The following is a 21060-nucleotide window of genomic DNA, read 5'->3' as shown; positions in this document are numbered from 1 at the left end:
CCGGGAACAGCGGCTTGCAAGCCCCGGCAAAGCCATGGGGCATCGCTGAGCCGTCAGGCAGCAAACGCTTGCCGGCCTTTCTCTGGGCCGCCAGGCGCAGGCGCCAGTCTGACCTGATTGCGACCTCCCGTCTTTGCCCGATAAAGTGCCGCGTCAGCCCGGGCCATGAATTGGGCACCCGTTTCACCCGGCGCATACTGCGCGACGCCGAAACTGCACGTTACCGTCCCCGCCTGCCCCAGCTGCAAATGCTCGATCGCCTCGCGGCACTTTTCAGCGGCCTGACACCCCATCATCCCATCCACACCGGGCATGAGAATGAGAAACTCCTCGCCGCCCCAACGCACCAGCAGATCGCTGCTACGGATGAAACCGGAGACGAAGCCGGATAGCCGCACCAGTGCCTCATCACCTGCGGAGTGCCCGAACGTGTCGTTGACCGCCTTGAAATGATCGATGTCGAACATGATGATCGTCAGCGGCGTGTCGTAGCGTTCCGCCCGCTGGATCTCATTGCCCATCACGGTTTCGAGCTTCAGCCGGTTATGCAGGCCGGTCAGCGCATCGGTGGTGGCCTTGACGCCGAGATCCTGCGCGAGCTCCTGCAATTGCAGCCGATTGTCCCGCTGGACTTCGTCATGCACCCGGCGGGCTCTGCCCATGAGGTAGATCAGCGCCATGATCGTCACCAGCAGAGTGATCACGATCCCCAGAAGGCGCGTTGCAAAGATCTGATGGGGAGGTTTGAGAATGACCAGCGACCAGCCGCTGTCGTCGACAAACCGGCGGCGAACGTAGCTGCGTTCTCCATCAACCGTCATCCAGCTGGCATCGACGATAGGCAGGTCCATCATTGGCCGGTTGTTCGACTGGTTCAGGCGGTTCACGAGTGCCTGCTTCCGTTCCGCGGACAACGGCCACAAGGTACGGTGCAATGCTTCCGGGCGATTGGTCATCTCGATCACGCCATCCGGATCGATGAAGAAATAGGGCCGTTCAAATCCCCTCAGGTCCGCCTCGAAAGATGCCAACGACCGGGCCAGGACCGCCACGCCCACGACTTCTCCAGCGCTGTCCTGGATCGGATAGCTGGCGGAATAATCACACGCCTCCAATGCGGGGGCACAGGAAAAGCTTCCGGCAGGCTTGCCCGCCATAGCGGCAAGAAAATCTGGCGTTGAACCGAAACGTTCCGCCCCCGGCAAGACTTCCCGGCGGGAAGACGACGCAACAACTTTTCCCGTACGGTCGAGAATATGCCCCAGTTCAGCGCCCGACGCCTCGACATCGAGATCCAGCATCGACTGTCCCTGTTGACGCTGCACCGCGCCGCCTTGGCTCAGCAGGGGCAGGATGGAAGGAGAGCCCGCCAGAGACTGAACCATGGCTTCGACTGTGGAGACGTCTCCGGTAAGGCGGCTGGCCAGCATGTCGATGTCAGTGCGGGCCTCTCGTTCCACATTGTCCCGATATATCCCGCCAAGGTACTGGGTCAGGGTCCAGCCGGACACCAGGATCGCCCCCATGATGACCAGCGTCCAGGTGAATTGTTCGTTGACGTATGCGGTGTAGCGCGGCGACGCGATGTCCGAGGCCACCCGCTGGCTCCAAACCGCCCAGACGGAGAAGGAAATCCAGCACGCGAGCAGTCCCCGTACCAGCTGGATCGGCATCTGAGCCGCATCGGTGAAGGCGGCGTAATTCAGGACATTGGCTGGCCAGAACTGCCCCACAGGGACGATAAGCCCCGCTGCGATAGCGTAGAGGATGAAACCAGCCGATGCGGACAAAGCAAAACCTTTTGCCGCACCGGAAAAACGCCGGGCCTGCCATGCCAATACGCATCCCGCACCTGCCGCCCCGACGAAACCGATTGTGTACCGCGCGATGATCCCGCCGGTTGTCGCCCCCTGCGCGACAGCGACCAGAGCGATCGCCAACGCCAGAATGACATAGATCCACCGCCCGGGCAGCTTCATCCCCAACCGGATCGCTTCGATCCGTGCGAAATCCAGTAACAGGAAATAAGAGGCGGTCATGACCGCCATTCGCGCAGCGGCGAATGCGGCGGAATCTCCGATAATAAGCGCCGTAAGGTCGAGCCATTCGCTCAAGCCGTGCAGGAAGCCGAAGCCTCCGAGAATGGCCCATGCCCGGCCCGCGCCCTTGCTGGTCGCGAACCAGCATGTCGCGCCGAGCAGAATGAACGCCAGCCCGTAGAAGAAAAAAATGAAATCAAGCTGGTCGTTGAGGAAAGCAGCCATGGCATCCCCTTCGGACCGCATCCATGCAACTGCCTGTCAGCCATGAACGCGGCCTTGTTCGTTTGGGCCGGATGCAGACTATCGTGCGAAGGTAAACAAATTGAGCGGTGCGACAGGTCCGCCGATCAAGCCATTCCTTCATTGCGAATGTGCAGCACTCGCCCGCAATGCTTGCAATGGATCGCATCGGGATCATGCAGGGCAAGCCCGCAGTCGGGGCATTCATATTCCACTTTCGGCGGCCGGAAAAGCACCTGGATCAGCCTGACGAACAGCGAGACTCCGAAAATCATGATCGCAACGGACAGCAATCGCCCCGTCACACCCGGCAGAGTGATGTCGCCAAAGCCGGTCGTGGTCAGTGTGGTCACGGTGAAATACAGCGCATCGGCATAATTCTGAATGTGCGGATTCGTGCCGTGCTGGGTTTCGAACACCAGCGCGGTGGTTACGAACATGAACAAGCCAAGATTGATAAGGGCAAAGAGCGTTGCCTCGTTCCGCCGGAAATAGAGGGAATCGTCGCGCAACTGCTTCAGCAAATGATAGGATCGCAGCAGGCGGAAAGTGCGCACGACGCGCAAAAAGGCAAACCCTTCGCCCGCAATCGGCGCGAGCAGTGACAATATCACGACCAGATCGGCCAGCCCCCAGACACCAAACAGCGTGCGCCAGCGCGACCGGCTGATGATCAGTCTGGCAGCAAAGTCGAACACGATGACTATGCCGAAGAACACGTCGATGACTTCGATTAACTGCGTGCCAAGGAAGAATGAGGAGATGATGACGTAGCCGATCATGACGATGTCGAAGATCAGCAGGAAATAGCCGTAGGCGCGTGCAGTCGGGGTATTCCCTTCGTACAAGGCAGTCAGGCGGTCGTGAATCGTCATGCTGCCCTTCCCCCTTTCGCAGGGCATCATCTACGAACGCAGGAGAAAATCCAATGGCGTCTGTCAGGCCTGCCTAAGCGGCCGGAGAGCACGACAACCACACGCTGGAATATCCCGGCAAGGCATGCCGTGTCGCACCGTTGATGGCCAGAATGGGCTCCCCATCGGGAAGCGATGGCATCACAGCCGCAGATTCCGCCACCAGATTGAACAGGCAGAAAATTCGCTGCGCTCCAGCGGTGCGCTCAAAACTCAGCAAATCGCCCGAGGCCCGGCAGTTCGTGAAAGCGCCCCCATGCAATGCCGGATGGCTCTTGCGCAGGACAAGCAAATGGCGCGTCAGGTTCAGCAGGGACGTTTCATCGGTATCCTGCCTTTCCACTGACCGCCTGCGGTTGGCATCCGACAACGGCAACCAGGGCGTACCGGTCGTGAAACCGCCAAGCGGCTGATCGACCCACGGCATTGGCGTGCGCGCACCGTCCCGCGAGAGGGTCAACGGCCAGTTGGCGATAGCTTCAGGGTCCTGCAGCAGATCGAAGGGAATATCGTCCTGTTCGAGCCCCAGTTCCTCCCCCTGGTAGATGATGGCATTGCCCCGCAGAGCCATGAGCAAGGCCATTTTCACCCGCGCGAACCGGGCCATCTCCCCGGGCGCGCACCACCGCGAAACCGCTCGCGGCGCGTCATGGTTTTCAAACGCCCAGCTCGGCCAGCTCTCGCCTTGCTGCCAACCCTTCATGGTCTCGGCCACGAACGCTGCCGTCAATTCGGGCGCGTAGAGGAAGTCGAAGCCGTACGCACTGTCGAGCCGGTGAGTGCCGGCGGTATAGGCCTTGCGTTCCGCCTCCGCATCGTCACCGCCCACTTCGGCGACCGTGTGGATCGCCCCGAATTCGTCGCACAGCGCGCGCAGCCGTTCGATAAATGCGACGACACCCGGTTGCGACTGGCTGTGCACTTTCAACTGGAAATCGAATGGCCGCGTCCGCACCCGGCCATTATCAGGTGCCGGTGGATTATCCCGCAAAAGCGGATCGTGCATCGAATGGTTCAACGCATCGAGCCGGAACCCGTCCACGCCCCGCTCCAGCCAGAAGCGCGCCACCGACAGCAAGGCATCCTGCACGTCGCGCTGATGCACATTGAGCTGCGGCTGCTCTTTCAGGAAAGTATGCATGTAATACTGGCAACGGCGGGCGTCCCACGTCCACGCCGGGCCGCCGAATACGGACTGCCAGTTATTGGGAGGAGTACCGTCCGCTTTCGGATCGGCCCACACGTACCAGTCTGCCCGGGCACTGTCCCGCGATGCCCTGCTCTCGGCAAACCATGGATGCAGGTCGGACGTGTGGGCATAGACCTGGTCGATCAGGACCTTCAGCCCGCGTGCGTGAGCAGCGGCAACCAGCGCATCGAAATCTTCCAGGGTCCCGAAAATCGGATCGACCGCGCAATAGTCGGAAACGTCGTACCCGAAATCCCGCATCGGCGATGCGAAGAACGGCGAAATCCAGATCGCATCCACGCCCAGTGATGCTACGTGATCGAGCCGCCCGGTGATGCCCCGCAGATCGCCGATGCCATCCCCATTGCTATCCTGGAAACTGCGCGGATATATCTGGTAAATTGCCGCGCCCCGCCACCATGGTTCCGACGAACCCGCACGCGGACCAGAGAATTTTTCGGCAATCATGCGTCGTTCACGGCTCCGTGGAAGAGGCCTGTTTCCTATCATGAATTGCGCCGGATGCCCGCGCAATCTTTTGCAGTTGCACAATGCTGCAAAGCCATCTTGTCGAAGCGCCTTCTCTGGCTTACTCCCAACATCAGGAGACGACAGGAGGAGCAATCTCCATCGGGAGTCGGCAAGCACGGGAATACCCCTGCCAGCCGCCTGATACGGTGGATGTTGGCAGCAGGAGAGGCCGTAAATTGCCGGCCCGACGGGTACATCCCGAAAGGCGCTTGATCGAAGGAGCGACTGCCTTGCCTGCCGACACCACGCCTCAGCTGCCGGATACCCCGTTCCCCAACGCAATCGTTGCCGACATCGATGAATTGCTGATCGACGTGCTGCGGCACCGCATCGGCAAGGACGAACGGGCGGCAAAGCCACACGACTGGTTCACCGCCGCTGCTCTTACGCTACGCGACCGGATCATCGACCGCTGGATGGAAGCCACCCGGCGCACATATGCGGAACGCGAAAAGCGCGTCTATTATCTCAGCCTCGAATTCCTCATCGGCAGGTTGATGCGCGATGCATTGAGCAACATGGAACTGACCGGGGCAATGGAAGAGGCCCTGCGCAACCATGGCTTCGACCTCGCCACGCTGGAAGAATTGGAACCGGACGCCGCCCTCGGCAATGGCGGGCTCGGACGGCTGGCGGCCTGCTTCATGGAAAGCCTCGCCTCGCTCGACATCCCGGCTTACGGCTATGGCATCCGTTACGTGAACGGTATGTTCCGCCAGAGGATCAAGGACGGCTGGCAACTCGAACTGCCGGAGACCTGGCTTGCCCATGGCAACCCCTGGGAATTCGAACGGCGTGAAAGCGCCTATCGGGTCGGCTTTGGAGGCGAAGTCGTGGGCCTTAACGACGGTGTGGAATGGCGCCCGGCAGAAGAGGTCGAGGCGACCGCCATCGACACCCCCGTCGTCGGCTGGCGGGGCAAACGCGTCAACACGCTGCGGCTGTGGACCGCCAGCGCGCTCGACCCGATCAGCCTGGATGTATTCAACGCCGGCCACCACGCCGAAGCCATGGCCAACCAGGTGCGCGCGGACAGCCTGGTGCGTGTGCTCTATCCGGCCGATTCCAACGCCGCGGGGCAGGAACTGCGGCTGCGGCAGGAATTCTTTTTCTCGTCCGCCTCCATTCAGGACATCGTGCGCCGTCACGTCCAGTATGAAGGGGATATTCGTACCCTGCCGGACAAGGCAGCGATCCAGCTCAACGATACGCACCCGTCCGTCGCGGTGGCGGAACTGATGCGTCTCCTGCTCGACGTTCACGGGCTGGAATTCGACGAGGCGTGGGACATTACCCGCCGCACCGTTGCCTATACCAACCACACTCTCCTGCCGGAAGCGCTGGAGAGTTGGCCTCTCCCCCTGTTCGAGCGGTTGCTGCCGCGCCACATGCAGATCGTCTATGCCATCAACAGCCGCGTCCTGCGCGAAGCCCACAAGGCCGGGCTGGACGATGGCGCCATTTCCGCGATCTCGCTGATCGACGAGGGAGGGGAACGGCGCGTGCGCATGGCCAATCTGGCGTTCGCCGGGGCGCACAGCGTCAACGGCGTAGCGGCCCTGCACACCGAATTGATGAAGGAGACGGTCTTCGCGGACCTTCACCGGCTTTATCCCGACCGGATCAACAACAAGACCAACGGCGTCACCCCACGCCGCTGGCTGCAACAGTGCAACCCCGGTCTGACCTCCGTCATCCGCGACGCCATCGGCGACGCCTTTCTCGACGATGCGGAAAAGCTTGTCGAACTGGACAAGCTGGCAAGCGATCCCGCGCTGGGGGAACGCGTGGCCGAGGTCAAACGCGCCAACAAGGTCGCACTCGCCGCCCATCTCAAGGAGCTGACAGGCGTTCGCCTCAATCCCGATGCCCTGTTCGATGTGCAGGTAAAGCGCATCCACGAATACAAGCGGCAACTGCTCAATCTGGTGGAAACGGTCGGCCTTTACGACCAGATCCGCAGCCACCCGGAACGCGACTGGGTGCCCCGGGTCAAGATCATCGGGGGCAAGGCCGCGTCCAGCTATCACAATGCCAAACTGATTATAAAACTGACCAACGACATTGCCCGCAGAGTGAATTCCGATCCCTCTGTCGGCGGTTTGCTCAAGGTGGTGTTCGTTCCGAACTACAACGTCAGTCTTGCCGAACGGATCATTCCGGCAGCCGATCTTTCCGAGCAGATTTCCACCGCCGGGATGGAAGCGTCCGGCACGGGCAACATGAAATTCGCCTTGAACGGAGCCCTTACCATAGGGACACTCGACGGTGCGAATATCGAGATCAAGGATCGGGTCGGCGATGACAATATCGTGATCTTCGGCCTGACTGCGGAAGAAGTCGCGGAACGGCGGGCAGACGGCTATAAGCCACGCGAAGTGATCGAGAATTCTCGCGAATTGCAGCAGGCAGTTTCTGCTATCGCCACCGGTGTCTTTTCCCCGGACGATCCCAACCGCTACGCGGACCTGATGGGGGGCCTTTACGATCATGACTGGTTCATGGTCGCCGCCGATTTCGATTCCTATGCCGCCGCGCAACGCTCCGTGGACCAGCGGTGGGAGGATCAGGCCGGATGGCGTAAATCGGTGATCCACAATATCGCCAATGTCGGTTGGTTCTCTTCCGACCGGACGATTTCCGAATATGCGAGGGATATCTGGAAGGTCTTGTGAAACCACCCGCAAGCGCGATCGAGGCCTTGCTGGAAGGCTCTCACGCCGATCCCTTCTCGCTTTTGGGTGTCCATCCGGGCCCGGATGGTACTTTTGCGCGAGTATTCCTGCCCGGCGCAGAGACTGCCGCAGCCTTCAGTCTCAAGGGCGGGCGACTTGGCAAACTGACGCGCACCGACCCACGCGGTCTGTTCGAGGGCAAGCTCCGCGGCAAACCCAAACCGGTCAAATACCGCTGTACGACCGGGGATCACGAATGGTGGATTACCGACCCCTACAGTTTCGGACCGGTCCTCGGCCCGATTGACGACCTGTTGATTGCAGAGGGCACCCATTTCCGATTGTTCGACAAGCTTGGCGCCCATTGTATCGAACATCAGGGCGCGCAGGGTGTCCATTTCGCGGTCTGGGCTCCCAATGCCCGGCAAGTGTCGCTGGTAGGCGACTTCAACGACTGGGATCATCGCCGCCATCCCATGCGCAGCCGCAAGGACATCGGGGTATGGGAGATATTCATTCCCGACATCGGCCCGGGGCGCGCGTACAAGTACCGGATCGTCGGCCCTGATGGAACAGTCCAGCCGCTGAAAGCCGACCCTTTCGCTTTCGCATCGGAACTGCGCCCCAAAACCGCGTCGGTCGTGGCGGGCACCGGCAAGCAGGACTGGGGCGACACGGCCCATCGAGATTTCTGGGCCAGCGCCGACCCACGCCGTGAGCCGATCGCGATCTACGAAGTCCATCCCGGATCATGGCAACGCGACGAACACGGATGGTTCCTGAGCTGGGACGCCATGGCCGAACGGCTGATACCCTATGTCGCGGACATGGGGTTTACCCATATCGAATTCCTGCCGGTATCCGAATATCCCTATGACCCAAGCTGGGGTTACCAGACGACCGGGCTCTATGCCCCTTCCGCCCGCTTTGGCGCGCCGGACGGCTTTGCCCGCTTTGTCGACGGGGCCCATCAGGCGGGCCTTTCCGTCCTGATCGACTGGGTTCCGGCCCATTTCCCCACCGACGAACATGGCCTGGCTCATTTCGACGGAACGGCGTTGTACGAGCATGAAGATCCGCGTCTGGGTTTTCATCCCGACTGGAATACCGCGATCTACAACTTCGGACGGCGGGAAGTATCCAGCTTCCTCGTCAATAACGCGCTGTTCTGGGCCGAGCGATATCATGTGGACGGGCTGCGCGTCGATGCCGTCGCGTCGATGCTTTACCGGGATTATTCCCGCAAGGCGGGCGACTGGATACCCAATCCCGAAGGGGGGCGCGAAAACTGGGAAGCGGTGCAATTCCTGCGCGCCATGAACCGCGCCGTGTACGGCACCCATCCGGGTGTGATGACCATTGCAGAGGAATCCACGGCCTGGCCTGGCGTGACATTGCCGGCCTATGAAGATGGCCCTCACGCAAGCTCGTTGGGGTTCGGGTTCAAATGGAACATGGGCTTCATGCACGATACCTTGCGCTACATGGCGCGGGAGCCGGTGCATCGCCGCTACCACCACGACGACATCACTTTCGGCCTGATGTACGCTTTCAGCGAAAATTTCGTCCTGCCGCTGAGCCACGATGAAGTGGTTCACGGCAAGGGATCGCTGCTCAACAAGATGTCAGGCGACGATTGGCAGAAATTCGCCAATCTGCGGGCCTATTACGGGCTCATGTGGGGATATCCGGGCAAGAAGCTGCTGTTCATGGGCCAGGAATTCGCCCAACGCCGCGAATGGGCGGAAGATCGCGCATTGGACTGGGATCTGTGCGATGCGCCCGCCCACGCCGGGGTTCAGGCGCTGGTTCGCGATCTCAATCGCCTGTACCGCGAAAAGCCCGCGCTACACGCTCGTGACTGCGAAGGCGACGGCTTCGAATGGCTGATCGTAGACGATGCCCATAACTCCGTTTTCGCATGGCTCCGCAAGGCACCCGGCGCACGGCCCGTTGCAGTGGTCAGCAACATGACGCCAGCCCTGCGCACCGGATACCGCCTGCCATTGCCGCATGACGGTCTCTGGCATGAAGTGCTCAACACCGATGCCACCGCCTACGGTGGAAGCGGGCAGGGAAATCTCGGCCAGGTCCGGGCAGAACATGGCGCCGCCCATGTCACATTACCGCCATTGGCAACCATCATGCTGGAGTTTGAGTAGTGAAGCGTTGGGAGGCCCCTAGATGAGGGATTCGTACGGACAACCGCTCGCCCGCGAGGCCATGGCCTATGTCCTGGCCGGCGGACGCGGCAGCCGCTTGATGGAACTGACCGACAGCCGGGCCAAGCCAGCAGTCTATTTCGGCGGGGTCAGCCGGATCATCGATTTTGCCCTGTCCAACGCGATCAATTCGGGCATTCGCCGCATCGGCGTCGCCACGCAATACAAGGCCCACTCGCTGATCCGCCACATGCAGCGGGCCTGGAACTTCATGCGGCCGGAGCGGAACGAAAGCTTCGACATCCTGCCCGCTTCCCAGCGTATCGACGAATTCCACTGGTACGAAGGCACGGCGGACGCGGTTTACCAGAATATCGACATCATCGAAGCACATGCCCCCCGCTACATGGTCATTCTGGCGGGCGATCACATCTACAAGATGGATTACGAGCTGATGCTGCGCCAGCATGTGGATTCTGGCGCGGACGTCACTGTCGGGTGCCTGGTCGTTCCACGGATGGACGCCACGGGCTTCGGCGTGATGCATGTCGATGAACAGGACAATATCACGGCGTTCATCGAAAAGCCCAAGGACCCGCCCGGCATTCCAGGCGATCCCGACAATGCGCTCGCCTCCATGGGAATCTACGTCTTCGAAACGAAATTCCTGTTCGAACAGTTGCGGCGCGATGCCGCCGACCCGGATTCAAGGCGCGACTTCGGTGGCGACGTGATCCCTTACATCGTCAAGCATGGCAAAGCCGTCGCCCATCGTTTTACCAACAGCTGCATCCGCGCGGCAGAGGAGATCGAGGAATACTGGCGCGACGTCGGCACGCTGGACGCCTATTTCGAAGCCAATCTCGACCTTACCGACGTCGTGCCCAAACTGAACATGTATGATCGTGAATGGCCGATCTGGACCGACCAGATCGTCGCCGCACCGGCCAAGTTCGTGCATGACGAGGAAGGACGGCGCGGAATGGCCGTGTCCTCCCTCATCTCTCAGGACTGCATCGTTTCCGGCGCCACTGCCCATCGCAGCCTGCTGTTCACCGGGGTCAAGATGGGCAGCTATTCGAGCGTCGAAGAAGCCGTCATCATGCCCTACTGCAACATAGGACGGAACGCGCGGCTGTCGAAAGTCATCATCGATTCCGGCGTCCGCATTCCCGAAGGTCTGGTCGTAGGCGAAGACCCGGAGCTGGACTCGCAACGGTTCCGCCGCACTGAAAAGGGCGTGTGCCTGATTACCAAGGTGATGATCGACAAACTCAAGGCCGAGGGATGACGCTATCGGTCCTTTCCCTCGCGTCTGAGGCAGTGCCGCTGATCAAGACCGGCGGGCTGGCAGACGTGGCAGGCGCCCTGCCCGGCGCGGTTGCCCCCCACGGCATCGCGATGACTACCATGTTGCCGGGATACCCCGCTGTGATGCGGGCCATCGGCAAGGGTCGCCTGCTGCACAGCTATCCTTCGCTGATGGGCGAACCCGCCCGCCTGATCGCGGGCAAAATGGGCGACCATGCGCTGATCGTGCTCGACGCACCTGGCTTCTTCTCTCGCGATGGCGGACCGTATGCCGATCCGGCAGGCCACGACTGGAGGGACAACTGGCGGCGCTTTGCCGCATTCGGGCGGGCTGCCGCGGATCTCGCCGGAGGTGCGATCAAGCGCAAACGCTTCGATGTCGTCCATGCCCATGACTGGCAGGCCGCAATGGCACTGGCCTATCTGCGCTTTGCCCCGGCTTCCGGCACCGACAAGCCGCTCGCCTCGGTCATGACCATCCACAACATCGCATTTCAGGGCCATTTCGGTTCGGAAGTGTTTCCTCAACTCGGCCTGCCCGACAGCGCCTGGTCCATGCATGGCGTCGAATACCACGGGGGCGTGGGATTCCTTAAGGCAGGCCTCGAAGCAGCAGGGGCGATAACTACCGTCAGCCCCACTTACGCCGCCGAAATCCGTAATCCGCAATTCGGCATGGGGCTGGAAGGCGTCATCATGGCGCATGAAAGCCGGGTCCACGGGATCGTCAACGGGATCGACACTACCTTGTGGAACCCGGAAACGGACGAATACATCGCCGCCAATTTCGGGCAGCGCAGCCTCACGCGCCGTTCCACCAACAAACGCGCCGTGGAAGAGGAATTCGGGCTGGAGCAGGACGAAGGCCCGTTGTTCGTCGTCGTCAGCCGGTTGACCTGGCAGAAGGGTATGGACGTATTGCTGGAGGTGCTGGACCACCTGGTCGGCATCGGTGGCCGACTGGCGCTGCTGGGCGCAGGCGACGCCGCACTGGAAGCCGGTTTTCACGCCGCCGCCGCACGCCATCCCGGCCGCATCGGGGTCAGGATCGGTTATGATGAGCCGCTCGCTCACAGGATGCAGGCTGGCGGCGACGCCATATTGGTCCCATCCCGTTTCGAGCCCTGCGGCCTTACCCAGCTTTACGCATTGGCCTATGGCTGCGTCCCGGTGGTCGCCCGCACGGGAGGGCTGGCCGATACGGTAATAGACGCCAATATCGCCGCCCTGGGGGCGGGAACGGCCACAGGCGTGCAATTCGATGGGGTAAACTACCACGCCTTGCGCGCCGCCGTCAGCCGGACTGCCGCACTCTATGGCGAACGGGACCAATGGCGCACCATTCAGCGCAACGGGATGAAATGCGATTTCTCCTGGTCGCGCAGCGGCAAGGCTTACGCCGATCTCTATGCGTCGCTGGCCACATGAAAGAGCAACCGGGTGCGCACGTAACGGACGGCGTAACCCGCTTTGCCGTGCGCGCTCCGGAGGCTGACAAGCTGGATCTCTGCCTCTTCGAAGGAAGCGTGGAACGGCGCATCGCCATGAATCGGACGGACGCCGGATGGACAGCGGAAATTGCCGGAAACCTTGCAGGCACCCCTTATGGCTATCGCGCGCATGGCGGATGGGCGCCCGAGAGCGGGAAGTGGTTCGATCCAGCGAAGCTGCTGGTCGATCCCTATGCGCTGGAGCTTGACCGGCGGTTTACGCAAGATCCCCGGCTCGCCACATTCGGCGAAGACACTGCCGCCCTGGTTCCCCGCGCCGTGGTTCCCGATCTGCTGCCCGAATGCCTGCGCCGCCCGCCACGCTTCACACCCGGCGGTCTGATCTACGAGATCAATGTGCGCGGCTTCACCATGCGGCATCCCAGAGTACCCAAGCGATTACGCGGGACTGTCGCCGCCCTCGCCCATCCGGCAGTCCTGGCGCATCTGCGCAAGCTGCATGTTACGGCGATCGAACTGATGCCGATCGTTGCCTGGATCGACGAACGGCATTTGCCGCCGCTCGGGCTGCGCAATGCCTGGGGCTATAACCCGGTGACCCCCATGGCGCTCGATCCCGGATTGTGCCCGGGCGGCGTGACCGAACTGCGCGAAACGGTCGCGGCGCTCCATGCCAAAGGGATCGGAGTGATCCTCGACCTCGTGTTGAACCATACGGGTGAAAGCGATGTGCATGGCGGCGTCCTGTCCCTGCGCGGGCTGGATAACGCCGCCTATGCGCATGATGCCGACGGCGCGCTCATCAATGACACCGGGTGCGGCAATACGCTCGACTTCGCCAATCCGGCCGTCCGGCGCATGGCGATCGACACGCTACGCCATTTCGTGAAGCACTGCGGCATCGACGGGTTCCGGTTCGATCTCGCCCCGATCCTCGCCCGGGGGCCGGGCTTTTCCCGCGATGCCCCGATTTTTGCGGAGATTGCCCGCGATCCCTGGCTGGCCGACAGGGTCCTGATCGCAGAACCATGGGATATCGGGCCCGGTGGCTACCAACTGGGCCGGTTTCCGGCGAACTGGCTCGAATGGAACGACCGGTTTCGCGACGATGTCCGGCGCTTCTGGCGCGGCGATGAAGAACCGGGCAAGCTCGCCACCCGGATTGCGGGATCGTCCGACATTTTCGGGCACCGCTGCCGCAGCGTCAATTTTCTGGCCGCGCACGATGGTTTCACACTGGCCGATACGGTCGCCTACCTCCACCGCCACAATCACGCGAATGGCGAAGACAACCGGGACGGCCATGGCGAAAACTTTTCCTGGAACAACGGCGTCGAAGGCCCGAGCGATGACCCCGCGGTGCTGGCCCGTCGGCAGGCAGACCTGCGCGCACTGCTCGGCACGTTGTTCGCCTCTACCGGGACGATCATGCTGACTGCCGGGGACGAATTTGCCCGCACGCAGCATGGCAACAACAACGCCTATGCGCAGGACAACGAAACGACCTGGATCGGCTGGGCCGGACGGGACACGGCACTGGAGGACTATACCGTTTCTCTGTCCGCATGGCGAGCAGCCCATGTGCAATGGTTCACGGACTTTCCCTCAGCCGGGGACTGGCTCCGCCTGGATGGCAAGCGCATGGAAATTCCCGACTGGGAAGACCCCCGGGCGCCCGGTTTCCGTTTCCAATCCGGCGAGGAAGAACGGCCCTACACCGTCAGGGTGGATCGGGATACCCGCACGGTATCGGTTTCGACAACCGAACAGTCCCGCTGACACCCGCCGATTATGCCCCATTCCCGCTATCTTGCGATGGAGGATTGGCTTTGCCCGCATTTGCGATTATGGGCCGGTCCCGGAAGCGGATCCTTCTGCTTCCAATGATCGCGCCGGTGCCCGAGAGGGCTTAATATGGGAACGCGGTGAGGAAAGGCCGATGGCCGTTCCGAATCCGAGGCTGTCCCTGCAACTGTAAGCGGCGAGCGCGATGCACATCGCCCCCCACCCGATAACGGAGGGGAGCAGCCACTGGGCCGGACGCTAAATCATGCGGGGCCTGGGAAGGCCGTGCATCGAGCCCTGACCCGCGAGCCAGGAGACCTGCCGGCGCATGGTCGCTCTTGCCGCGGTCCAGGGGATGGCCATGGCACGGTAACACTCCGTCTGAGCGACGAACCGATGCGGCTGGGGCCGCGCGGTCATGCGCACGCGGGCGATCATGCGCCCGTCCGCGGCGCTGGCCGGTCGTTCGTTCGCCTGCCCGGTGCCTTGGCACCGGCCCCATGCGCACGTTGGCTGCCCCTGCCGTCAGTTGCTCTGGCGCGGGGGTAAACCCATGAAGACGATATATTTCTTTCCATTACTCGCATTTTCCGGGGCTGTGTCCGCCCATGCGGAATCTGCCGACGATCTGGCTGCGGAAGGGCGCGAGAACATCGTCGTCACGGCTTCACGCGCAACGACCGAGCCGCGTGAAATCGGCAGTGCAGTCTCAGTGGTTACACAGGAACAGCTTGCGTCAGGCCAGGTCACCTTCGTCAAGGATGTCCTGCAGGACGTTCCAGGTGTGCTGGTCAGCACCGACCGGCCGGGCAACTATGCCAGTGTCAGCATTCGGGGATCGAACAACGATGAAGTGCTATGGCTGGTCGACGGTATCGAATTGGGCGATCCCAGTTCCACAAGCACCCAGTTCCAGTCGGACCACCTGATCGCCGCCGACATCGCGAGGATCGAAGTGCTGCGCGGCAATCAAAGCTCGCTCTATGGTTCGGATGCGATTGGCGGCGTCATCAACATCATCACCCAGCGCGCGACTGAGGAAGGAGTGAAGGTCAATGCCGAGGCCCAGGCCGGTTCGCATGGCACACTCAATGGCGGAGCCTCCATTCTCGGCAAAACCGGGCCGCTCGACTTTCGCCTGACAGCAACCGGTTATCGCCATGATGGCCCATCGCTGGCCGATCCGCGCACCGCGACTGCGCCGGTAACGGAAGATGACGAATACTGGCGCTATGGCTTTTCCGGTCGCGCCGGTCTGGAAGCGAGCCCCAACCTCAGCTTCCAGCTGAACGGCTTCTGGCTCGATTCCTTTTCCGATCTCGACAACACCACGTCGGATACGCTCAATACCGTCAAGAAACGGGAATATGCCTTTGCCGGCCAAGGCTTCTACAGGAGCGACGACGACAAGTTGAACGTAAAGCTGACGGGCAGCCGATACGTCGCCCGCCGGCTTTATTTCGGCACTTCCAACCGGCCCGAGGGCGATCTTTACAAGGGTACCAAGGACTCACTCTCTCTGGATGTTTCCTATGACACCGGCGGGCTGGCCAGCATCGCGGCCGGCGGCAATCTGGAACGGGAAAAGACCGATCAGGAGACCTACTACTCCGGCGATTTCCTCGAAAAGATCAACACCAGGTCGGTCTATGGCGAAATCGCCCTGCGCCCGGCAGAAGGGCTGACGCTGACCGGTGCGGCCCGCATCGACGACAACAGCCGCTTCGGGACGTTCGACACCTATCGCGGCACAATCGCCTATGCGGCCGGGCCGTTCAAGTTCCGCGCCAGCTACGGGACAGGGGCGAAGTCGCCCGGACTGTATCAATTGTTCGATCCCACCTATGGCAACCCCGATCTCAAGGCGGAAACCAGCCGGGGCGGGGATATTGGTGTCGATGTCGCATTGGCCGATACGCTGTCGATCCAGGCCAGCTATTTCTTCCTCAGGAAGAAGAACGAGATCGTCTTCGATGGCAGCCGACCGCCATACGGCGGATATGACCAGTGGGGCCGAACCCGCGCCAGTGGCGTGGAATTGGGCCTTACGGCCGAGCCGCTTCCATGGCTGAAGCTGAACCAGAGCTTCACTTACACCGATCACGAAACGGACGACGACCTCGACGGGACTTACGTCGATAGCGGTCGGCCCAAGTATACTGCCAGTTCGGCCATCACGGTTCTGCCGGTCGAGCAGGCAGAGCTCACCTTGCGGGCCCGTTTCCGTGACAAGGATCTCTCCGGCTATGGCGGCGCGACCAGCGCCTATGCCGTTGTCGATCTGCTCGGATCCTATCGGATCAGCGAGAATGTCGAGATCTTCGGCCGCGTCGTGAATCTGTTCGATAAGTGGTACCAGGTCAGCTACGGGACCGCCGCCTTGGGCCGCAGCGCCTACGGCGGTGTCCGCGTCAGCTTCTGAAGCCCCTTGCAGGGCGGCGGACAGCGACGCCGCCCTGCCTTTTTCCATAGACGGGAGAAGCACGATGGCCCCGATCAAGAAAATCGAGGAACGACACGCGGACGGACGGCGGAAAGCCGATGTCTGGCCACTACCCCTCGACGAAACCTTCCTTGAAACCCTGTTTCGCGACTTGTTTCACAACCACTGGCAAGGTCTGACCTTCGGCCCGATGATTGCCGGGGGCGCCTATGAATTGCGCTGCCCGGAACAGCCGCAGCGCATTTCCTATGGCGGTGGCTACCTGACAGTCCATTGGGGGCGTTTCGGGCATTTCCACCTCTGTCTCGGCGAAAGCCGGGCCGATCCCGAAACCGCCGCGCATCGCCGCCCTTCCAAGGCAGAGCTCGTGCGCGGAATGGACAAGCACGGCAATCCGGTCACCTGGTCCCTGAGAGTCGAGAACGGCAAGGGTGAATCCACTCTCAGCATCTACTTCCCGAACCCGTTTCTGACCGATGAAGACGGACTGGCGGAGCGCCCCGACTGGAGCCGCCTGGCTCTCTGGCACTATGCGCTTGAAACTTATGCCGGGCACCAGCCCGACGGTCGCGATACCGCCGGACAGGGGTTTGGCCATTGATGCCTGCACGGCCGGCCTTCCTTCTGTGCATGACGCTGGCGTTCACCATGGCGCCGACAGCAGGCGCCGCCAACCCCACGTTGCCCCGCGTGGCGTCATTCGGCCTGTGTGCCGACCAGATGCTACTGATGCTGGGCGACAGCCGCCAGATTGCCTCCGTCTCGGCTCAGGCCGTCGGACCGCTTTCATTCTATGCCCGGCGCGCTCGGGCATTTCCTGCCAATCGTGGAGCCGCAGAAGAAGTCATCGCCTCAGGTGCCGACATCCTGCTGGTAAGCGATGCCGTAGATAAACGCAGCGCTCATGCGCTGGCGCAATTCGGCGTCGATGTCGTGGACGTTCCCATAGCCAACAACTGGCCGGAAATCGAAGCCATGACCCGCAGAGTCGCGCTTGCAATCGGTCGTGCGCGCCAAGGCGAGGCTGTGATATCCGATTTGAGAGCGAGGCTGGCGCGGGTTCGCCCTCAACAGCCCCGCCGCGCATGGCCCACCGCAATCTATTACCGCCCCGACGGGGGTGGCGCAGGCACCGGAACATTCGTGGATGCCGCGTTGTCGGCGGCGGGGTTCCGCAACCTGCAGGCCGAATGGGGGCCGCCATTCTGGGGCGGGGTCCCGGTCGAACGCATCGTGCTTCATCCGCCCGACGTGTTCGCCGTGAGCTATTTCGACACCAGCAGCAATGCATCGTCTGTGCTGCGGCGCAATCCCGTGTTGTGGGGCAAGGCGCGCACCCGGCCCGTGGTGAACATTCACGGCAAGTACTGGAACTGCGGAAGCCCCCTGCTGATCGAGGCCGTCGAGCAACTTGCCGCCGAACGCGAACGCCTGCTGGCAAGGAGGCGCAATTGAACCGCCTGCCCGCTCCGGCCACCTCGCGTATCGGCACCGCTCCGCTCTGCCTCATTCTGCTCGGCATACTTGCAGGGCTGATGCTGGCGTCGTTGACCATTGGCTACGTCCACATTCCTCCCGGACGCCTCGTGCAGGCCGCATTCGGAATGGCCGATCCGGCGACCACTACCATTGTCCAACAGCTGCGCATGCCCCGCATGATCCTGGCCGCCCTGGTCGGAGCATCGCTCGGCGGGGCAGGAGCCGTGCTGCAGGGCCTGCTGCATAATCCGCTGGCAGAACCCGGCACATTGGGCATTACCGGCGCCGCCAGCCTCGGCGCGGTGGTCGCGCTCTATTTCGGGCTGGCTGCCACAGTGCCCATGTCGCTGCCGCTCTGCGCCATGTCCGGTGCGGCCATTGCCACTGTAATCCTGCTGGTGGTAGCGCGCGACAGCGCAAGCACGCTGACACTGATACTGGTCGGCACCGGAATTGGCGGAATCGCCATTGCCCTGACGTCGCTGGCGATGAACCTGTCCCCCAACCCCTGGGCGGTCAGCGAAATCGCCATGTGGCTGCTCGGATCGGTCAAGGACCGGACATTCTCCGAAGTCTGGCTCGCACTGCCGTTCGTGATTGTCGGGCTGGCCGCCCTGCTTGCGGCGGCTCCATCGCTCGACCTGCTCTCTCTGGGTGAGGACACCGCCCGCAGCATGGGCCTGAACGCCAGCCGTCTGCGCACCATGGCAATTGCCGGAACCAGTCTGGCGGTGGGGGCCGGCGTGGCGGTGTCCGGCTCGGTTGGTTTCGTTGGCCTGATGATGCCCCATCTCGTGCGCCCGCTGGTCGGGCAAGTGCCCAGCCGCACTGTACTGCCCAGCATCATTGGCGGCGGGGCATTGGTGCTGGCGTCCGACATCGTCGTACGCCTGATCGCAATCGGCCCGGAATTGCAGCTAGGCGTCCTTACCTCGCTGCTCGGTACGCCGTTCTTCCTCTACCTCGTCCTTCATCTGCGGCGGCAACTGCCATGACCCGGCTGGAGATCGATCACCTCTACGTCCCCGTTGCGGGCAGGACGATCCTTCATGACATCGGCTTCACGGCGGAGGGTGGAAGCCTGATCGGGCTGGTGGGGCCTAACGGTGCGGGAAAATCGACCCTGGCTAAAACCATCGCCGGGCTATTGCAGCCAGCTTCCGGCACGATTGCCGTCAATGGCGTGGCACTCGACACTATGGACCGGCGCGATGCCGCACGGAAAATCGCCTATCTATCGCAAGGCGACACGGTCCACTGGCCGCTTGCCGTGCGGGCGACCGTCACCCTTGGCCGGGCACCGCATTCAGGACGTTTCGGCACGGCATCCCCCGGCGACCGGCGGGCCGTAGAGGCCGCTTTGCACCGGGCCGATGTTCTCTCCCTCGCCGACCGCAACATCCAGCAATTGTCCGGCGGGGAAAGAGCCCGCGTCCTGCTGGCCCGGGCCCTTGCGGTAGAGGCGCCAATCCTGATCGCAGATGAACCGGTGGGCGCACTGGACCCGCGCCATGCGCTCAACATCATCGGCCTGCTGCGCGAAGAGGCGGCACGCGGCGCTCTGGTGATCGCGGTGCTGCACGATCTCGCACTCGCTTCGCGGTTTTGCGACCGGCTGCTGGTGATGCGCGACGGCAGGCTGGCCGCCGACGGCCCCCCGCACGATGTGCTCTCTCCCGCCGGAATGGAGCAGCACTATGCCGTCGCCGCTCATCACGGCACGCATGAGGCGGAGCGTTTCGTCATCCCCTGGCGCACCCTGAATGCCGCCGATCGCAAACCCAACCAAGAAGGAGAAACGGCATGAGCAAAGTGCCTGCCACAGTCATCACGGGTTTTCTGGGCGCGGGCAAGACCACGCTCATCCGCCACCTGCTGAACAATGCACAGGGCCGCCGGATCGCGCTCATCATCAACGAATTCGGCGATGTCGGTGTCGATGGCGATCTGGTGAAAGGCTGCAACGATGCCAGTTGCCCTGAAGACGACATCGTGGAACTGGCCAACGGCTGCATCTGCTGCACGGTCGCGGGCGATTTCCTGCCCACCATGCAAAAGCTGCTCGACCGGCCGAACCCGCCCGATCACATCGTTATCGAGACGTCGGGTCTGGCATTGCCCAAGCCCTTGGTCAAAGCGTTTCAGTGGCCCAATATCCGCACCAGAGCCACAGTCGATGGCGTCGTCGCGCTGATCGATGCCGACGCGGTCGCCGCCGGGCGATTTGCCACGGATGAGGCCGCGCTGGCCGCCGCACGTGCGGCCGATCCCAATCTCGACCACGATAGCCCGCTGGAGGAGCTTTTCGAAGATCAGCTAGGTTGTGCCGATCTCGTCATTCTCAACAAGACCGACCTTGTCGATGCGGCGGCCCTCGCAACGATGAAGGCAAACCTTGCCGAGGAAGTTCGGGAAGGCGTCAGGCTGGTTCATGCCGCCCATGGCGCAGTCGATCCTGCGATTCTGCTTGGCCTTGCTTCCGGTGCGGAAGACGATCTCGATGCCCGTCCTTCGCATCATGACGGCAATGAAGATCACGATCATGACGATTTCGAGAGCTTCGCTGTTTCCGGCGGGGAAGTCGGCGATCTGGAGAACCTGCTCGATCGCCTCACCACTCTGATCCGCACTCACGACATTCTTCGCGTCAAGGGTATGGTCGCATTGGCCGACAAACCGACCCGGCTTGTCATTCAGGCTGTTGGGCCTCGTATCCAGCACCATTTCGATCGTCGCTGGCAGGCAGGCGAAGCGCGCCGTACCCAGCTGGTCGTGATCGGCCAGACCGGCCTCGACCGTGCAGCCATCGAAAGCGGCCTTGCCGAGGCGATCGCCTGA

Annotated in this window: 14 protein-coding genes and 1 riboswitch; of the genes, 11 read left to right on the top strand and 3 right to left on the bottom strand. The window is 62.2% G+C overall.

What is annotated here, in order from left to right:
- Positions 1-53 precede the first annotated feature (53 nt).
- From MB02_RS08040 to MB02_RS08030, 3 genes are all read right to left on the bottom strand, one after another.
- Positions 54-2285: a sensor domain-containing diguanylate cyclase gene (locus MB02_RS08040; RefSeq protein WP_206598581.1), complete on the bottom strand. Its 2232-nt coding sequence runs from the start codon at positions 2283-2285 to the stop codon at positions 54-56.
- Positions 2286-2389: 104 nt separating this feature from the next.
- Positions 2390-3157: an ion channel gene (locus MB02_RS08035; protein WP_067535378.1), complete on the bottom strand. Its 768-nt coding sequence runs from the start codon at positions 3155-3157 to the stop codon at positions 2390-2392.
- 73 nt (positions 3158-3230) lie between these two features.
- Positions 3231-4853 (bottom strand): alpha-amylase family glycosyl hydrolase, encoded by a 1623-nt coding sequence (locus MB02_RS08030; protein WP_067535303.1) that lies wholly within the window; start codon positions 4851-4853, stop codon positions 3231-3233.
- A 344-nt stretch (positions 4854-5197) separates the two neighbouring features.
- Here MB02_RS08030 and MB02_RS08025 point away from each other — a divergent pair, with 344 nt between their 5' ends.
- From MB02_RS08025 to cobW, 11 genes are all read left to right on the top strand, one after another.
- A complete protein-coding gene (locus MB02_RS08025; RefSeq protein ID WP_407919334.1) occupies positions 5198-7591 on the top strand; it encodes a glycogen/starch/alpha-glucan phosphorylase in 2394 nt (797 codons plus the stop codon).
- On the top strand, positions 7588-9753 hold the full coding sequence (glgB, locus tag MB02_RS08020; RefSeq protein WP_067535299.1) for a 1,4-alpha-glucan branching protein GlgB: 2166 nt from the start codon (positions 7588-7590) through the stop codon (positions 9751-9753). The genes MB02_RS08025 and glgB overlap by 4 nt, the downstream gene beginning before the upstream one ends.
- Positions 9754-9775: 22 nt before the next feature.
- Positions 9776-11044: a glucose-1-phosphate adenylyltransferase gene (gene glgC / locus MB02_RS08015; protein WP_082826066.1), complete on the top strand. Its 1269-nt coding sequence runs from the start codon at positions 9776-9778 to the stop codon at positions 11042-11044.
- On the top strand, positions 11041-12492 hold the full coding sequence (glgA, locus tag MB02_RS08010; RefSeq protein WP_067535292.1) for a glycogen synthase GlgA: 1452 nt from the start codon (positions 11041-11043) through the stop codon (positions 12490-12492). Before glgC ends, glgA begins: the two co-directional genes overlap by 4 nt.
- Entirely contained in the window at positions 12489-14294 is a 1806-nt protein-coding gene (gene glgX / locus MB02_RS08005; RefSeq protein ID WP_067535289.1) for a glycogen debranching protein GlgX, read from the top strand. Before glgA ends, glgX begins: the two co-directional genes overlap by 4 nt.
- A gap of 97 nt (positions 14295-14391) precedes the next feature.
- Positions 14392-14640, top strand: a riboswitch (cobalamin riboswitch).
- 213 nt (positions 14641-14853) lie between these two features.
- Entirely contained in the window at positions 14854-16722 is a 1869-nt protein-coding gene (locus MB02_RS08000) for a TonB-dependent receptor plug domain-containing protein (RefSeq protein ID WP_170304676.1), read from the top strand.
- A gap of 64 nt (positions 16723-16786) precedes the next feature.
- The gene (locus MB02_RS07995) at positions 16787-17344 is read left to right on the top strand and encodes a DUF7676 family protein (protein WP_067535283.1); all 558 of its coding nucleotides are present in this window, start codon (positions 16787-16789) and stop codon (positions 17342-17344) included.
- Positions 17344-18198 carry an ABC transporter substrate-binding protein gene (locus MB02_RS07990; protein WP_067535281.1) on the top strand — a complete coding sequence of 285 codons (855 nt, stop codon included), beginning with the start codon at positions 17344-17346 and terminating at the stop codon, positions 18196-18198. Before MB02_RS07995 ends, MB02_RS07990 begins: the two co-directional genes overlap by 1 nt.
- Positions 18195-19217: a FecCD family ABC transporter permease gene (locus MB02_RS07985; RefSeq protein WP_235829463.1), complete on the top strand. Its 1023-nt coding sequence runs from the start codon at positions 18195-18197 to the stop codon at positions 19215-19217. The genes MB02_RS07990 and MB02_RS07985 overlap by 4 nt, the downstream gene beginning before the upstream one ends.
- Positions 19214-20029, top strand: coding sequence for an ABC transporter ATP-binding protein (locus MB02_RS07980; RefSeq protein ID WP_067535279.1), 816 nt, complete (start codon positions 19214-19216; stop codon positions 20027-20029). The genes MB02_RS07985 and MB02_RS07980 overlap by 4 nt, the downstream gene beginning before the upstream one ends.
- Positions 20026-21060 carry a cobalamin biosynthesis protein CobW gene (cobW, locus tag MB02_RS07975; RefSeq protein WP_067535276.1) on the top strand — a complete coding sequence of 345 codons (1035 nt, stop codon included), beginning with the start codon at positions 20026-20028 and terminating at the stop codon, positions 21058-21060. Before MB02_RS07980 ends, cobW begins: the two co-directional genes overlap by 4 nt.

The organism is Croceicoccus estronivorus (assembly GCF_001625325.1).
GTDB classification, from domain to species: Bacteria; Pseudomonadota; Alphaproteobacteria; order Sphingomonadales; family Sphingomonadaceae; genus Caenibius; species Caenibius estronivorus.
Note: the sequence above shows the minus strand (reverse complement) of the source record. Positions and strands in the feature narration are given on the sequence as shown.

Coding starts and splice junctions, on each gene's coding strand:
- MB02_RS08000 (WP_170304676.1), top strand. CDS start 14,854: ATGAAGACGATATATTTCTTTCCATTACTCGCATTTTCCGGGGCTGTG.
- glgA (WP_067535292.1), top strand. CDS start 11,041: ATGACGCTATCGGTCCTTTCCCTCGCGTCTGAGGCAGTGCCGCTGATC.
- MB02_RS08040 (WP_206598581.1), bottom strand. CDS start 2,285: ATGCGGTCCGAAGGGGATGCCATGGCTGCTTTCCTCAACGACCAGCTT.
- MB02_RS08035 (WP_067535378.1), bottom strand. CDS start 3,157: ATGACGATTCACGACCGCCTGACTGCCTTGTACGAAGGGAATACCCCG.
- MB02_RS07990 (WP_067535281.1), top strand. CDS start 17,344: ATGCCTGCACGGCCGGCCTTCCTTCTGTGCATGACGCTGGCGTTCACC.
- MB02_RS07995 (WP_067535283.1), top strand. CDS start 16,787: ATGGCCCCGATCAAGAAAATCGAGGAACGACACGCGGACGGACGGCGG.
- glgC (WP_082826066.1), top strand. CDS start 9,776: ATGAGGGATTCGTACGGACAACCGCTCGCCCGCGAGGCCATGGCCTAT.
- glgX (WP_067535289.1), top strand. CDS start 12,489: ATGAAAGAGCAACCGGGTGCGCACGTAACGGACGGCGTAACCCGCTTT.
- MB02_RS08030 (WP_067535303.1), bottom strand. CDS start 4,853: ATGATTGCCGAAAAATTCTCTGGTCCGCGTGCGGGTTCGTCGGAACCA.
- MB02_RS07980 (WP_067535279.1), top strand. CDS start 19,214: ATGACCCGGCTGGAGATCGATCACCTCTACGTCCCCGTTGCGGGCAGG.
- cobW (WP_067535276.1), top strand. CDS start 20,026: ATGAGCAAAGTGCCTGCCACAGTCATCACGGGTTTTCTGGGCGCGGGC.